Source organism: Cupriavidus sp. H19C3 (assembly GCF_049393815.1).
GTDB lineage: Bacteria > Pseudomonadota > Gammaproteobacteria > Burkholderiales > Burkholderiaceae > Cupriavidus.
Window position 1 is genome coordinate 3,186,053 of the sequence record NZ_CP184985.1, and the last position, 15,390, is coordinate 3,201,442.

Annotated in this window: 11 protein-coding genes; 8 read left to right on the forward strand and 3 right to left on the reverse strand. The window is 64.1% G+C overall.

Annotated features, from left to right (window positions below):
• The first annotated feature begins 59 nt into the window (after positions 1–59).
• From czcI to DFLDMN_RS14685, 5 genes are all read left to right on the forward strand, one after another.
• A complete protein-coding gene (czcI, locus tag DFLDMN_RS14665) occupies positions 60–401 on the forward strand; it encodes a cation efflux protein, CzcI family (protein WP_423195651.1) in 342 nt (113 codons plus the stop codon).
• Between the two features lie 132 nt (positions 402–533).
• On the forward strand, positions 534–1,832 hold the full coding sequence (locus DFLDMN_RS14670) for a TolC family protein (RefSeq protein WP_423195652.1): 1,299 nt from the start codon (positions 534–536) through the stop codon (positions 1,830–1,832).
• 14 nt (positions 1,833–1,846) lie between these two features.
• Entirely contained in the window at positions 1,847–3,121 is a 1,275-nt protein-coding gene (locus tag DFLDMN_RS14675; RefSeq protein ID WP_423195653.1) for an efflux RND transporter periplasmic adaptor subunit, read from the forward strand.
• A gap of 14 nt (positions 3,122–3,135) precedes the next feature.
• Positions 3,136–6,276 (forward strand): CusA/CzcA family heavy metal efflux RND transporter, encoded by a 3,141-nt coding sequence (locus tag DFLDMN_RS14680; protein ID WP_423195654.1) that lies wholly within the window; start codon positions 3,136–3,138, stop codon positions 6,274–6,276.
• Positions 6,277–6,671: 395 nt separating this feature from the next.
• Complete coding sequence (locus DFLDMN_RS14685; RefSeq protein WP_423195655.1) at positions 6,672–8,303, forward strand: methyl-accepting chemotaxis protein; 1,632 nt, start codon at positions 6,672–6,674, stop codon at positions 8,301–8,303.
• Between the two features lie 116 nt (positions 8,304–8,419).
• Here the strand turns inward: DFLDMN_RS14685 and DFLDMN_RS14690 are convergent, their stop codons facing one another.
• Positions 8,420–9,835: a carotenoid oxygenase family protein gene (locus tag DFLDMN_RS14690; protein ID WP_423195656.1), complete on the reverse strand. Its 1,416-nt coding sequence runs from the start codon at positions 9,833–9,835 to the stop codon at positions 8,420–8,422.
• 184 nt (positions 9,836–10,019) lie between these two features.
• On the opposite strand from DFLDMN_RS14690, the gene DFLDMN_RS14695 reads away from it, so the two are divergent.
• Positions 10,020–11,093, forward strand: coding sequence for a LysR family transcriptional regulator (locus tag DFLDMN_RS14695; protein WP_423195657.1), 1,074 nt, complete (start codon positions 10,020–10,022; stop codon positions 11,091–11,093).
• Positions 11,094–11,238: 145 nt separating this feature from the next.
• Here the strand turns inward: DFLDMN_RS14695 and DFLDMN_RS14700 are convergent, their stop codons facing one another.
• A complete protein-coding gene (locus tag DFLDMN_RS14700; protein ID WP_423195658.1) occupies positions 11,239–11,754 on the reverse strand; it encodes a DUF6630 family protein in 516 nt (171 codons plus the stop codon).
• A gap of 19 nt (positions 11,755–11,773) precedes the next feature.
• A complete protein-coding gene (locus DFLDMN_RS14705; protein ID WP_423195659.1) occupies positions 11,774–12,463 on the reverse strand; it encodes an ArsR/SmtB family transcription factor in 690 nt (229 codons plus the stop codon).
• Positions 12,464–12,656: 193 nt separating this feature from the next.
• On the opposite strand from DFLDMN_RS14705, the gene DFLDMN_RS14710 reads away from it, so the two are divergent.
• Complete coding sequence (locus DFLDMN_RS14710; protein ID WP_423195660.1) at positions 12,657–13,193, forward strand: hypothetical protein; 537 nt, start codon at positions 12,657–12,659, stop codon at positions 13,191–13,193.
• Positions 13,194–13,553: 360 nt separating this feature from the next.
• Entirely contained in the window at positions 13,554–15,254 is a 1,701-nt protein-coding gene (locus DFLDMN_RS14715; RefSeq protein ID WP_423195661.1) for an AIPR family protein, read from the forward strand.
• The last annotated feature ends 136 nt before the right edge of the window (positions 15,255–15,390 follow it).

The following is a 15,390-nucleotide window of genomic DNA, read 5'->3' on the forward strand; positions in this document are numbered from 1 at the left end:
CTCGCGGTTCGCGACTTTCCGAGTTCCCGAGTTCCCCTTACCGATTCGCCACTGCCTCGATGCGGCGTCTTCTGCTGATCTTCCTGTTGCTTGTGCTGCCGTGCCAGATGTCCTGGGCCGCGGCGGCACGCTATTGCCAGCACGAAGCCGCCACGAGCGCGAACTGGCATATCGGCCATCACGAGCATCGGCACGAGGCCAAGAGCGAGCATGACAAGAAGCCCGTGATCGATATCGATTGCGGCGTCTGCCATCTCGCCTCGCTGCCGCTCGCATGCGCGGCGCTGTCGGTCGAATCCGCCGTGGCGCGCGTGCATGCGCCAGCCCGCTCCGTGGAGCCCAACTTCCGCTCGCGCCATACCGGGGCGCCCGATCGTCCCCAGTGGCGCCGTCTCGTCTGACCGGCGAGACGACGTGCTCCTGACCTGCGCCTGACCTGCGGCTGACCTGCGCCTGTGCTGCGCCTGATCTGCTGAATCGAGGCCCGCGCCGTTTCGCCGAATTCCCCCGGTAACTGAACCTGGTGCAATTCGATGCGAAGACTATTGTTGCCGCTTGGGCTGGCGGCCGCCTGCAGCCCGTTGTTTCTCTCATCCCCCGCCGCGGCACAGAATCGGCCTGACGCCGCCGCCGGTGTAACCACCACCCCTGCGACCGCCGTCGCCACCGGCGTCGCCACGGCCGAGCCGGCCGGACCGCTGACGCTCGAAGCGGCGCTCGCGCTGGCCGCGGCGGGCAATTTCACGCTGTCGGCCGCGGGCCGGGAAGTGGATGCCAGCGAGGGCGCCATCATGCAGGCGCGCACGATTCCCAATCCGGAACTCGCCACGCTGGTGGAAGACACCAGCCGTTCCACACGTACCTCGACCGCGCTGCTGAATATCCCGATCGAGCTCGGCGGCAAGCGTTCGGCGCGCATTGCCGCGGCGGAACGCGGACGCGAGGCCGCGCAGGCAGCGCTCGGCGGCATCCGCGCGGACCTGCGTGCCGCGGTCATCGAAGGTTTCTTCGGCGTGCTGATCGCGCAGGAGCGCGTCAGGCTCGCCACCGGCTCGGTGGACATCGCCGCGCGCGGTACCGATGCGGCGGCACGCCGGGTAGCGGCCGGCAAGATCTCGCCGGTGGAAGAGACCAAGGCGCGCGTCGAGCAGGCCAACGCCGAGCTGGAGCTGGCGGAAGCCAAGGCCGAGCTGCAGAGCGCACGGCAGGCGCTGGCCGCGCTCTGGGGCAATGCCACGCCGCGCTTCTCCGAGGCGGCGGGCGACCTCGATGCACTGCCATCGCGGCCTGCGCCCGACGCATTGCGCGCGGCGCTCGACGAGGCGCCGGGCATCGTGGCCGGGCGCGTGGAGTCGGAACGCCGGCAAGCGCTGATCAATCTGGAGCGCAGCCGCCAGTATCCCGATATGACCCTCAGCGTCGGCGCCAAGCGCGAGAACGAAAGCAACCGCAACATGGCGGTCATCGGGGTCTCGATCCCGCTGCCGCTGTTCGACCGCAACCAGGGCAATCTGTACGAGGCGATCCGCCGCGCCGACAAGGCGCAGGACGAATACCTCGCCACACGCATCCGCCTGACCAACGAGCTGTCGATGGCGTCGAACCAGCTATCGGTCTCGCGGGCCTCGGCACAGACGCTCAAGGGTACGGTCCTGCCCGCCGCCGAGCAGGCCTACCGGGCGGCGACCACCGGCTTCGAAGCCGGCAAATTCAACTACCTCGACGTGCTGGACGCGCAGCGCACGCTGTTCCAGGCGCGCATTCGCTATCTGGGCGTGCTGGCGCGCACCTACCAGTCGGCAACCACCATCGACCGCATTCTCGGTCGTTAAACGGGTCACGGATCATGGCAATGTCAAACAAGCAATGGAAGATGATCGTCGCAATCGCCGTTGTCGGCGTGCTGGCGACAGCCGCAATACTGCTGGCGGGGCGCACGGGCGCCGACGATCACGAGCACGGCGAACATGCGGAAGACGCCGCGCATGGCGCGCACAACGAGCCCGGCGAACGCGGCGAACGCGACGAGCATGGCGCCCATGGTGTCGGCAACGAGCCCGCGAGGCCCGCTCCCGCCGCAAATGCCAGTGCACCCGAGACTGTCCGGTTGACCGCGGATCAGGTAGCGCAGGCCGGTATCGCCATTGCGGCGGCGGGACCTGGCAGCGTCCAGGCCAGTCTCGAGTTTCCCGGCGAAATCCGCTTCAACGAAGACCGCACCGCCCATGTAGTGCCACGGCTGGCGGGCGTGGTGGAAAGCGTGCCGGCCAATATCGGCCAGGCCGTCAGGAAGGGACAGTTGCTGGCCGTGATCGCGAGCACGGCACTGTCGGACCAGCGTAGCGAACTGCTGGCCGCGCAACGCCGGCTCGAACTCGCGCGTACGACTTACACACGCGAGAAGAGGCTCTGGGAAGAAAAGATCTCCGCCGAGCAGGACTACCTGGTCGCGCGCAATGCGCTGCAGGAGGCCGAGATCAGCGTGCATAACGCACGTCAGAAGCTCACCGCCATCGGTGCCGATGCGGGCAGCGGCGCGCTCAACCGCTTTGAGCTGCGCGCGCCATTCGACGGCATCGTCGTCGAGAAGCATCTGGCCCTGGGCGAGGCGGTCGCGGCCGATGCCAATATCTTCACGATCTCGGACCTGAACTCGGTGTGGGCGGAGTTCGTCGTGTCGGCGCGCGATCTCGGCAGCGTACGGGTGGGGGAACGTGCGTCGATCCGCTCGACGGCATTCGACGGTACGGCGGAAGGCAAGGTGTCCTATGTGGGATCGTTGCTGGGCGAGCAGACGCGCACCGCCAAGGCGCGCGTGACGCTGACCAATCCCGGCATGGCGTGGCGCCCCGGTCTGTTCGTGACGGTCAGCGTACGCGGGGCGGACGTGACGGTGCCGGTGGCGGTATCCGCGGATGCGGTGCAGGAGATAGAGGGACGCACGGTGGTCTTCGTCGCCACGGCAGATGGCTTTGCGGTGCGGCCGGTCAAGACCGGGCGCAGCAACGGCAAGCTGGTGGAGATCGCCGACGGACTCGCGGCGGGCGCGCGTTATGCCGCCGCCAACAGCTTCGTGCTCAAGGCGGAACTGGGCAAGTCCGGCACGGAACATAGCCACTGATACGGGAGACACGCATGTTCGAACGTATCATCGGCTTTGCCATTGCGCAGCGATGGCTGGTGCTGCTTGCCGTGCTGGGCATGGCGCTGCTGGGTGGGTACAGCTATACGCGCCTGCCCATCGACGCCGTGCCCGATATCACCAATGTGCAGGTGCAGATCAACACGCAGGCACCTGGCTATTCGCCGCTGGAGGCGGAACAGCGCATTACTTACCCGCTGGAAACGGTGATGGCCGGCCTGCCGGGTCTGGTGCAGACGCGCTCGCTGTCGCGCTACGGCCTGTCGCAGGTCACCGTGATCTTCAGGGACGGCACCGATATCTACTTCGCGCGGCAGCTCGTCAACCAGCGCATCCAGGAAGCGCGCGACCATCTGCCCGCCGGCGTCACGCCGGCCATGGGACCGATCTCGACCGGCCTCGGCGAGATCTACCTGTGGACGGTGGAAGCGGACAAGGACGCGCGCAGGCCGGACGGTTCCGCCTATTCGCCGACCGACCTGCGCGAGATCCAGGACTGGGTGGTGCGGCCGCAGTTGCGCAACGTGGCGGGCGTGACCGACATCAACGCCATCGGCGGGTTCGATCGTCAATACCTGGTGGCACCAAGCCTGGAACGGCTCGCGTCTTATGGCCTGACCCTGACCGATGTGGTCGAGGCACTGGGCAAGAACAACGATAACGTCGGCGCCGGCTATATCGAGCGGCGCGGCGAGCAGTATCTCGTGCGCGCGCCGGGGCAGGTGCGCTCGATGGAGGATATCGGCGACATCATCGTCGGCACCGCGCAGGGGCAACCTATCCGCGTGCGCGATATCGGCGCGGTGGAAACCGGGCGCGAGCTGCGTACCGGCGCGGCCACCGAGAACGGCAAGGAGGTGGTGCTCGGCACCGTCTTCATGCTGATCGGCGAGAACAGCCGCGCGGTGTCGCAGGCGGTTGCCAGGCGCGTGGACGCGATCAACCGGACGCTGCCGGATGGGGTCAAGGTGGTCACGGTGTACGACCGCACGCGCCTGGTCGACAAGGCCATCGCCACGGTCAAGAAGAACCTGCTGGAAGGCGCGGTGCTCGTCATCGTCATCCTGTTTCTCTTCCTTGGCAATATCCGTGCGGCGATCATCACCGCGCTGGTCATTCCGCTCTCGATGCTGTTCACGTTCACCGGCATGATCCAGTACCGGGTCAGCGCCAACCTGATGAGCCTGGGCGCGCTCGACTTCGGCATCATCATCGACGGCGCGGTGGTGATCGTGGAAAACTGCGTCAGGCGGCTGGCCCATGCCCAGGCTGGGCACGGCCGCGCGCTGACGCGTGCCGAACGCTTCAAGGAAGTCTTCGCGGCCGCGCGCGAGGCCAGGCGGCCCCTGCTGTTTGGCCAGCTCATCATCATGATCGTCTACCTGCCGGTGTTTGCGCTGACCGGAGTGGAAGGCAAGATGTTCCATCCGATGGCCTTTACCGTAGTCCTGGCACTGGTCGGCGCGATGATCCTGTCGATGACCTTTGTGCCGGCGGCGGTGGCGCTGTTTATCGGCGACCGCGTGGCGGAGAAGGAAAACCGGCTGATGGCGTGGGCGCGCGCCGGCTATGCGCCGCTGCTCGACCGCACGCTGGCCAACACGCCGGTGGTGTTCACGGCTGCCGCCATGATCGTGGTGATGTGCGGCGCGGTGGCTACGCGGCTCGGCAGCGAGTTTATTCCGAACCTCAACGAAGGCGATATCGCCATCCAGGCGCTGCGCATCCCCGGTACGAGCCTGACGCAGTCGCTCGAGATGCAGAAGCAGATCGAGCGAACGCTGGTAGCGAAATTCCCGGAAATCGAGCGTGTGTTTGCGCGCACCGGTACCGCGGAGATTGCATCCGACCCGATGCCGCCCAATATCTCCGACGGCTACATCATGCTCAAGCCGCAAGACCAGTGGCCCAAGCCGCGCAAGTCTCATGACGCACTGGTGGCGGCCATCCGCGAGGAGGTAAGCCGGCTGCCCGGCAACAACTTCGAGTTCTCGCAACCGATCCAGCTGCGCTTCAACGAGCTGATCTCGGGCGTGCGCTCCGACGTGGCCGTCAAGATCTTCGGCGACGACAACGCGGTACTGGAAACCACCGCCAACCAGGTGGCGGCTGTGCTCCAGACCATTCGCGGCGCCACGGAAGTCAAGGTGGAACAGACCACCGGCCTGCCGATGCTGACGGTCAATATCGATCGCCAGAAGGCCGCGCGCCACGGGCTCAATATGAGCGATGTGCAGGACGCGGTGGCGATCGGCATCGGCGGGCGCGAGGCGGGCACCTTCTTTGCAGGCGATCGTCGCTTCGATATGGTGGTGCGCCTGCCCGACGCCGTGCGCGACGATATCGAAGCCCTGCGGCGCTTGCCGGTGCCGTTGCCAAAGGGTGCGGATGCACGCGCCACCTTTATTCCCCTGAGCGAGGTGGCCACCCTGGAACTCGCGCCGGGGCCCAACCAGGTATCGCGTGAGGACGGCAAGCGCCGCATCGTGGTGAGTGCCAACGTGCGCGGTCGCGATCTCGGTTCCTTCGTGCCGGAAGCCGCGGCGGCGCTGGAGCGTCAGGTGCAGATTCCGACGGGCTACTGGACGGCATGGGGCGGCACGTTCGAGCAGTTGCAGTCCGCCACGGCGCGGTTGAAGATCGTGGTGCCGGTGGCGTTGCTGCTGGTGTTTGTGCTGCTGTTTGCGATGTTCGGCAACCTCAAGGATGGGTTGCTGGTGTTTACCGGTATCCCGTTTGCGCTGACGGGTGGCATTCTGGCGCTATGGTTGCGCGGCATTCCGCTGTCGATTACCGCCGCGGTGGGCTTTATCGCGCTGTGCGGGGTGGCGGTGCTGAATGGCCTGGTCATGCTGTCGTTTATCCGCGGCTTGCGCGAGGCCGGGCAACCGCTCGATGCCGCGGTCCGCGAGGGGGCATTGACGCGTCTGCGGCCGGTACTGATGACGGCGTTGGTGGCATCGCTGGGGTTTGTGCCGATGGCGATCGCAACCGGCACCGGCGCCGAGGTCCAACGGCCGCTGGCCACCGTGGTGATCGGCGGCATCCTGTCGTCCACGGCCTTGACGCTGCTGGTCTTGCCGGCGCTGTACCGGTGGGCGCATCGGCGCGACGAGGGCGAAGCTGCGGCCTGATGGCAACGGCGCCCCCTGCCCATGAGCAGGGCCTCGCGGTGCGATGCGCCCTGCTCGCTGCCCGTTGCTGGCGGTCCCTTGCCGGTCCCTTGCCGGTCCCTTGGCGGTCCCTGGGCGCTTCCTGGGCGCTTCCTGGGCGCTTCCTGCGCGAGCACGTCGCCGCATCCATTCCGAACGGTCATCAACACCCGCTTCTCCCGGATGTCCGCATCGATTTGCCCCTACTCGCGTAGGGCTCAGTTTCCGGCGTCACGTCCGTTAATGTGCGCACAATGACCGAATCTGGCGGCTTCAATGTTTTTGCCAGATCACAACGACGGGAACGGGCTCGGTATTCGGCGCGTCACCCGCCATGCCGGCCGGCATGGCGCAATCGGGAAAACGGGAGGAGAGCTGTGAGTTTCCGCAACCTATCCATCAAGACCAAGTTGCTGGCCGGATTTGGCATATTGGCGCTGGTCGTCCTTGTGGTGTCGGGCCTGTCCCTGCATGCCCTCAATCGGGCCATCGCTGGCTTTGACGATTACATCCACGGTCTCAACGCCCGTGGCGAGATGGCGACGCTCGTGCGTACCGCAGTCGACCGGCGTGCGATCGCCGCACGCAATCTCGTATTGGTAAAAACCCCGGAAGACGTCGCGCTGGAGAAGGCAGAAGTCCTGCGCGCGCATGACGATGTGGCCAGATACCTGGGCAAACTCAACGACATGATCGCCCATAGCGATGCCAGCCAGGAAGCGCGCACTCTGGTGGCCGAAGTCAATCAGGTCGAGGCTAAGTACGGACCTGTGGCGACCGCCATCGTCAATCTCGCGCTCGCCAGCCAGCATGACGCGGCGACTGCCAAGATGAACGCCGAATGCCGGCCATTGCTGGCGGCGCTAGTCAAGGCGACCGATGCGTACGCCAGCTTTACGCGTGAGCGCCAGCAGGAAATGGTGCAACGCCTGCAGGACGATTACCAGACGCAACGCAACCTGCTGATCGTGGTATCGATCGCGGCCGTGGCATTCGGCCTGATCGGCGGCCTGTTGCTGACCCGCGCCATCACGGGGCCGATCCAGCGCGCCGTGGAGCTGGCGCGCACGGTAGCTCGCGGCGAGCTGGGTACGCATATCGAAGTCAATTCCGACGACGAAACCGGGCGCCTGCTGGCCGCGCTGCGCGACATGAACGACCGGCTCACCGAGACCGTGGCGCGCGTGCGGGAGTCGAGCGGCAATATCAGCATCGCGACCGGCGAGATCGCGGCGGGCAATATGGATCTGTCCGCGCGCACCGAGCAGCAGGCGGCCTCGCTGGAGCAGACCGCGGCCAGCATGGAGCAGCTGACCGCCACGGTCCGACACAATACCGAGAACGCGCGCGAGGCCAGCGAGCTGGCACGCAGCGCGGCCGATGTTGCGCAGCGGGGCAGCGGCACCGTGGGCCGCGTGGTGGAGACCATGGCTGGCATCAGCGCAAGCTCGACGAAGATCGCCGACATCACGGGCATCATCGAGGGCATTGCGTTCCAGACCAACATCCTTGCGCTCAACGCCGCGGTGGAAGCCGCGCGTGCCGGCGAGCAGGGGCGCGGCTTTGCCGTGGTGGCCAGCGAAGTGCGTGGTCTGGCGCAGCGCTCGTCCACGGCAGCCAAGGAGATCAAGGAACTGATCGAGGCATCGGTCGGCCAGGTGCAGGCCGGCGCGACGCTGGCGAGCGAGGCGGGTCAAACCATGAGCGCGGTGACGGAGGCGGTGGGCCGCGTGACCGCCATCGTCAACGAGATTGCGGCGGCATCCGCCGAACAGAATCGCGGTATCGAGCAGGTCAACCAGGCCATCGTGCAGATCGACCAGGTCACGCAGCAGAATGCCACGCTCGTGCATGAGGCAGCCACTGCGTCGCGCTCGCTGGAGGAGCAAGGCCATGAACTCAATCAGGCTGTATCGTTCTTCCAGTTACCCGCCGGTAGAGGGGCCGCCATGCGTCTGATTGCGGCCGATTCGCGTGCGAGCGGCGGCTGGGAGCCCGTGGCCGCCTGACGTGCGTGGCGGTTACCTGGCCGCAGTTGGCAGTTGCCGTTGACGGTTGGCAATTGGCGGTCAGCAGGTACCGTCGGGCAGCAGGCTGCTAGCGCGCCTTGGGCGGTCGCCGTACGTCAGATCCCGCCCGCTACCCAGTTCCCGTGGAAACCGAACGGCACCCGGTGCGACAGCTGCACCGTGGCCATCGGTCCGGCCGAGATATCGCCGGCTTCGAAGACCACCAGGTCGCTACGGTGCTCGTGGCCACGATAGACCGTGGCCAGCAACCATCCATCGCCTTCTTCCGCATCTGCCCGGCGCGGCACGAATACCGGTTCCGATATCGCATCGCCGGCGGGCAGCGTATGCATGCGCCGCTCGCCACGCGCGTGGTCGAGATGGACCAGCGTGTCGTACGTCGACCTGCCGGAGGATTCATGCATGCGCGCCGCGAAGTAGCCATGCCGATAGGGGTGCATGGCATGCCGGTCATCGAAGCGCGGGAATTCGCCGCCCAGATCGTCCAGCCAGGTGCGCGTGAACTGGTCGCTGTGGCTCGCCATGTCGAAGGTCCACCGGCATAGCCGGGCGCGCGTGCCGGGGCCGCTGGCATTGGGATTGAACATGCCGGGGTTGTCGTATTGCAGGACGTCGGCGTGGATCAGGTCGCCGTCTTCCCAGGCGTTCATGGTGTGGAAGACATAGCAGGCATCGCCGCGGAACCAGCGTAGCCGCGCGGTATCGCCGTTGCGGGGCAGGATGCCGATATGCGCGCCGCGCTCCGGCTCCCAGGCATAGGCCGACTGACCCTGCATGGCGCGCTGCATGCTGCCGACAATGGGCAGGATCGGCAGCAGCGCATAGCGCGGCGTGACCATGAAGTCGTGCACCATGCTCGAATAGGGCGCATCGAACGACGCCGTGCGGGTGAGAAAACCGTCGCCATCGACCACGCCATAATCCATTCCCGTCGAGAACGGCCCGGTGGCGGAGTAGGCGAAGTACACCATCTCGCCGGTGACCGGGTCGATCTTCGGATGCGCGGTCATGGCGCCACGCAGTGGCTTGCCCCATTTGCCGCCGTAGCGAAACTCCCCACGCGTGTCCAGCGTATGCCGATCGAGTTCGACCGGCGCATGCGCTTCCTCCAGCGCGAGCAGGCGTCCGCCATGCCAGACGATATTGGTATTGGCGAGGTTGCCGCTCTGGTCGAGCACGGCGGGATCGCTGGTGGCGGGATTGCCCCAACTGCCGAACAGCGCCTGGCCCGCGGCGCGTTCCAGTTTGAACTTGTCCGTTTGCACCCAGCGGTTGCGATAGCGCACCCGTCCGTCGGCGATGTGGAACGCGTGAATCATGCCGTCCCCGGTGAACCAGTGGTAGTCATTGTCCCGCGGGGCGAACTGTGGATTGGGACCGTTGCGATACAACGTGCCATGGAGTTCACGTGGCAGCGTGCCGACGACGGGCAGGTCGTGGGCGTCGCACTCCACCAGTAGCGGCGCGAAATTGCCGGATAGGTACGGGTGGACGGGAAAGGGCAGGCTCATGAGCGGCTCCCGGGGGATGGGTTTTGGCAAGTCTGCCAATTGTCGAGCCATTCCGTAAGGGCTGCCGCATCGAGTGTGTCGAATATGACACTTAACCTTACTCGGGGCGTGGACTCCATCATTGTTCACGATGTGGGACAATCGCGGCGGCGTCTCGCTGGCGCCCGATGAACGGAGTGGCTGCATGAAATCGATCGACTGGAAGGATTGGGAAATCTTCTGCCGGGTGGTGGAAGGGGGTGGTTTCACCCAGGGCGCCGAACTGGCGGAAGTCCCCAAGTCGTCGGCAAGCGCGGCCGTGGCGCGCCTTGAAGGTCAACTGGGCATCCGCCTGTTCGAGCGCACCACACGGCGCGTTCGTGTGACCCAGCGCGGCCAGCAGCTCTACGAGCGGGTCTCGCCGCTGTTCAGCGAACTGCGCGAGATCAATGCGGAGGCGGCTTCCGTCAGCGCGGAAGTCAGCGGCACGCTGCGTATCGCCACGCCGTATGAAGTCGGCTCGCAACATCTCTCCCCATCCATCTCGCGCCTGCTCAAGCTGCATCCGTCGTTGCGCGTGCAACTGGACGTCAGCTGGGATCAGCCCGACCTGGTCCGTCATGGCTACGACCTGGCGTTTGTGATGACCGATAGCGGGCTGCACGACAGCTCGTTCGCGAGCAAACGCGTGGTGCTGATCGAGCGCGGCTTCTATGCGGCGCCTGCACTGATTCGTGAACGCGGCCTGCCGCGTGTGCCGCAAGACCTGGAAGGATGGCCGACGCTCGGCCATATCGACGACGGCCGCTGGGAATTCCTGCGCGATGGCGTGGAGACCTATGCATGGGATGTGGAGCCGCGCATCTGTACGCATAACGCGGAGGTCAGGCTCAAGGCAGCCATCGACGGACTTGGCGTTGCGCGCCTGTCGCCACGTTTTGTGCACGAGCAACTGGCGCAGGGCCAGCTGGTTCGCGTGTTGCCCAACTACATGTCGTCGCCGCTCAAGGTGTATGTACTGATGCCGGCGCGCAAGCTCATGCCGGCCAGCGTGCGCGCGTTTCTCGATGTCCTTGAGGAAACTCTCGGCGTGCCCGACGGGCGCCGGCCGGCATCGCGCCCGCGCGCCGCGGCGGGCGCCGCCGGTGCGGAAGCCGCTGTGGCCGGGACCGTGGGTACAACGGGGGCGGCTCTTGTGACAGGGGCAGCCGGTACGGCTGACGAGCCTGCCAAGGGCGAAGCCGACGGGCCGCCGGCAATCGTCACCCTGCAGGACTGAGCGGCACCGCAGCCGGCACCGCTCGACACGGTCACGCCGGCCCAATGGTTGTCGTGGTTGGCGTGGTGGGCGGGATTGGCGTGATTGGCGTGATTAGCGTGATTGGCCTGGTTCGTGTCAATCGCCCCAGCATGAGCCTGTCAGGCTAGTAGGGCTGATCGGCCGGGCGCAGATCGAGGCTCAGTATCTCGGCAATCTCGATCACTTCCTCGTCGTCCTCGCTGCGCGTGATCCAGCCCGCGAACGCGTCGCCGCCGGTATCCCAGTTCCACAACGTGTAACCCGCCACGCGCAGCTGATTAAAGGCGAGCTCCATCAGTTCGGGCACGCTGGTCCCTTCGAGGAAGTCCTCATCCTCGGTATCCTCGGTATCCTCGGTACCCCAGTCGATTTCCACGTCGATGCGCTCGCACAGTTGATTGAGCGAGCCGATAAGCGACTCCGCATCTTTCCATTCGACGTAAAAGCCGGACTCCCAGTCGATGACGTCCTTGAGAATCCAGAGCAGTTCCTCGCCATCGGCGGCGTCGTGCTCGTCGTCTTCCAGCGCTTCCTCGAACAGCGCCTGCTGACGCTCCGTCTGCGCGGTGTCGCCCAGGTTGATCAGTCCGATCAGGCGGATGATCGCGTCCTGTGCATCGTCTTCCAGTTCAATCGCCATCGTTTGGCCTCCTTCTCCGCTATGCCGCCAACCGCGCAATCTCGCGCTGACCGCGCGGGGTCACCCGCAACGCGCGCGAGGTGGTGGTCGGCTCGATCCAGCCATGCGCCAGCAAGCTTTGCAGCAGCGCCGCACCGAGCGCGCCGCCAAGGTGTGGCTTGCGCTCGCTCCAGTCCGGGCAGCTACAGGCAAACTGCCGCCGCTTGCGCCGTGCGCCGCCCAGATCGATGCCGAGCTGCGTCATCGCCAGCGCGCCGTTCTCGGTCAGGTCGACCGCGGTACCTGCCACGACGATCCAGCCCGATTGCCTCATACGATCAAACAGACCCACCGCAAGTTCACCGGCCAGGTGGTCATAACAGGTCCGCGCCTGCCTGAGCGCAGCCGGCGCGGAACGCGACACCGGCACCGCCCGCGTGCGCGGCGGCTGGCTGGCAATCGACGCGGACGCCAACGCCTCGATCGCCACGCCGATCTCCGGCGTGGAAAGTCTGTAGTAACGATTGCGCCCTCGCGTTTCTACCGCGAGCAGGCCGCCTTCCGATAATCGCGACAGATGGCCGCTGGTGGAGGAGGCCGACAGGCCCGCGATCAGGGCGAGCTCACCTGCCGGCCGCGCGCTGCCGTCCATCAGGGCCCAGAGCATGGCGGCGCGGCCAGGGTCGGCAAGCAGACCGGCGAGCTGGCTGATGCCGGGGGCGTATTCCATAGTTCAGTGGGAGGTGAAGGGACGGATGCAGTATAGGAGGAATTGACGGCGTTGCATCTGGGCTGCGCGCCGCATCCATGCAACATTCGTTTGGCGTTGACACGTGACGCCATGATCTTCGATCTGCCGCCTCCCTATGAGGCTGCCCGAGATTCCCAGTTTTGAGGTACGGCTGCCGCAAGCCGTTTCCCGCATGATGCTTGAGATGTTCTTCGCCGAAACCTATGGCGCAGACCTGCACGATTCGATATACGCTAAACCCGTTGGACCGCCCCGCATTGGCTTGCGGTTGCGCTGCGCCAGTCCGATCGCACACCATGGCCCCGATCATTGGGTGTCCAAAGATCAACGATGTAGGAATGACAGGGCATTTGTGAATGTCAATTGCAAGTGCAGATTTAGTTTCAAGGTCCATCGCTCTCTCTCGCGGTGTGAGATCGCGCCTGCGGACATTGTCCGCATCAACCGATATGGCGAGGGGTACCAGGCCTATATACGTCAACGCATTGACGATGCCGCGTCGATTAGTCAGATCGCGAAAGAGCTGGGAATCGGCAAGGGTGTGGTGATCCAGCTTTCGCGGCGGAAGCCGCTTCCCGTTACGCAAAGGTATGCGACAGGCGCCATCCTGCCAACCGCTTCGACATCCCGCAAATCGTCCGATAGCGTGTCGAAAAGTGACGCAATATTCACTATTGTCATGCCGGGAGCCCGCGCCGAAAGTCCGTAACGCACTGGCGGGCCAGCAGCGCTTGAGGTCGCTCGGCGCAGGGACCCCTGGTCACCGATGACGTGGGCGTAGGCGATCCGCGCGCTCCCATGGACAGGCTCCGTGGGGCCTAGCTTGCAGCCTCTCATAGATTGCGTCGCCTCGCGCGCGCGGCCGGTACGGCCTTCCGCCAATCCATCTTTGGTGCCCGCGCATTCCATCATTTTTTTAGAATCTAGTTTCTCGGAGCGGGGAATGGGACGATATAAAGGGAGCCCGAATATTACGTCGAAGCACTTCCGGTCAACCCCCCCTTGAGTTTGGCATGACAGCCGTCGTCCCACGGTAGAATCGAGAGTCGATGTCAAGTTTGCGAACGGTATGGCAACCAGCAAGAAAACAATGGGTTCCTCGGATACGAGAAAAGAACTGCTGACGGCCATTGACGGGCTGGCGAAGCGCGGTGGGATGACGCGGGATAAAGCGCTTGCCGCATGGTATGCGTCCACGCTTCTTGGCATTGAAGAGGACGAGGCTATTGATGCCGCTTCCGTTGACGGACCAGGGGATAATGGTTGCGATCTGATCTATGTCGATGACGAGCAGGCGCAGGTAATTGTTTTGCAGGGCTATGTGTCAGACCGGGTTGAACGAGCCACACCCGTAAAAAAATGGAACGCCTTAACAGCGTCAATCGGTAGCGTAAAAGACCCGGAGAGTTTTCAGCACGGTGGTCGCGCCGATATCTATGAGCGACTTAAAGATGTGAACCTGGATGACTACAGTCTCGTCTTTGGGGTGGTCTCCGTCTCGGGACACAACGACGAGATCGGTCGACATGTCGAGGCGGCGCGGCGCTCGAAGGCCTACGGTAGCAATACGACTTTCTTCTACGAGTCGCAAGACAGTCTCTATGACAAATACGTAGTTGCAAAGGCGGCAGGGCGGTCTGTCGATACGGACACCATAACCTTTTCTAACGGGGTGATACAGCTCAAAGGAGAGTTTGGGCAGGCGGTGGTGGGAAGTGTACGGGCTTCCGAGTTGAACCGTCTTTATACCCAACATAGGAACAAGCTGTTTGAGGGCAATGTTCGACTCTTTGTAGGACAGCGGAAGGGCGGTATAAACGAAAAGATCATCGAAACCGCCGAGCAGAAGCCTGGCGTGTTTTGGGCCTTGAACAATGGCATCACGATTGTGGCTGACAGCTACGAAGGCTTGAGCGAAAGCCGCTATCGTCTCAATCAGTTCTCAATCGTCAATGGCTGCCAGACAACCGTCAGTCTTTGTAAGGCCATAGAGCGGTCTGCGGCGGCTGAACAATCTGAGGTGATGGTGCGAATCGTCGGCGCCCGTAAGGCGCTCCTCACCGAGATCGTCCGTTACAACAATACACAAAACCCAGTGAAGCTCTCGGCGGTTCGACTCTTGGATCCCATCCAGGAATCGTTGCGATCGAAACTTACACCTTATGGCTACACTTACGCTCCCAAGCAGGAGGGGGCGAAGCTTCAACGAAGCTCCACCAAGATTGACTTGGAGCGAATCACGCAGTATCTGGCGGCTTTGTCAGACGATACGATCCTTGAGGCGGTAGCAAAGAAAGCAGACTTATACGATAAATCCTATAAGACCATATTTCCTCGCGGCACGACGGCGGAGCGGGTCCTTTTGGTTTGGCTCTTGGCGTTAAAGATCGAAGAGGAGCGTATGAAGATGCTTGAGCAGATCGGTGACTCTGACCCCATCATGTCGGCGATCCTCGGTATTCACGGCACCCCATGGGGCATATACGTGGCCGGGCAACTCATTGAAAGAGGCGCCAACGACTTGAGCCGTTTGACGCTTCAAAAGATCACCACGCCAGAATTTGGGGCTGCCGTTGGCAAGTACGCCAAGAAAGCCATGGATTTGTACACGGAGCTGGCGGTTAACATCCTTTCCGTGGAGGAGGATGATTCGAATCCTCGTAATCGCATGCGCATCCGCAGTTTCCTGGACAAGCTCAAGCGACAGCTTCAGTTGAGAACCACGAAGTTCGCGTCATTCAAGCTACCGAAGCTCCATGGAGTCGGTTAGCTTACGGATCCGTCTTATTCATCGAAGCCATGGTCGAGCTGCCCGTTCGGCTTCCCTACGTCCCGGTCGATCAGTAATCCCCCCCGCTGAATAAGCGGGTCGGCAAGTAGAATATTCCAGCAAAGGGAGTTCTACG

Excerpts from the sequence above, each read along its gene's own strand:
- DFLDMN_RS14700 (WP_423195658.1), bottom strand. The coding sequence starts at position 11,754 with ATGGCGATTGAACTGGAAGACGATGCACAGGACGCGATCATCCGCCTG.
- DFLDMN_RS14710 (WP_423195660.1), top strand. The coding sequence starts at position 12,657 with ATGATGCTTGAGATGTTCTTCGCCGAAACCTATGGCGCAGACCTGCAC.
- DFLDMN_RS14695 (WP_423195657.1), top strand. The coding sequence starts at position 10,020 with ATGAAATCGATCGACTGGAAGGATTGGGAAATCTTCTGCCGGGTGGTG.
- DFLDMN_RS14715 (WP_423195661.1), top strand. The coding sequence starts at position 13,554 with ATGGCAACCAGCAAGAAAACAATGGGTTCCTCGGATACGAGAAAAGAA.
- DFLDMN_RS14675 (WP_423195653.1), top strand. The coding sequence starts at position 1,847 with ATGGCAATGTCAAACAAGCAATGGAAGATGATCGTCGCAATCGCCGTT.
- DFLDMN_RS14690 (WP_423195656.1), bottom strand. The coding sequence starts at position 9,835 with ATGAGCCTGCCCTTTCCCGTCCACCCGTACCTATCCGGCAATTTCGCG.
- DFLDMN_RS14670 (WP_423195652.1), top strand. The coding sequence starts at position 534 with ATGCGAAGACTATTGTTGCCGCTTGGGCTGGCGGCCGCCTGCAGCCCG.
- czcI (WP_423195651.1), top strand. The coding sequence starts at position 60 with ATGCGGCGTCTTCTGCTGATCTTCCTGTTGCTTGTGCTGCCGTGCCAG.
- DFLDMN_RS14680 (WP_423195654.1), top strand. The coding sequence starts at position 3,136 with ATGTTCGAACGTATCATCGGCTTTGCCATTGCGCAGCGATGGCTGGTG.
- DFLDMN_RS14705 (WP_423195659.1), bottom strand. The coding sequence starts at position 12,463 with ATGGAATACGCCCCCGGCATCAGCCAGCTCGCCGGTCTGCTTGCCGAC.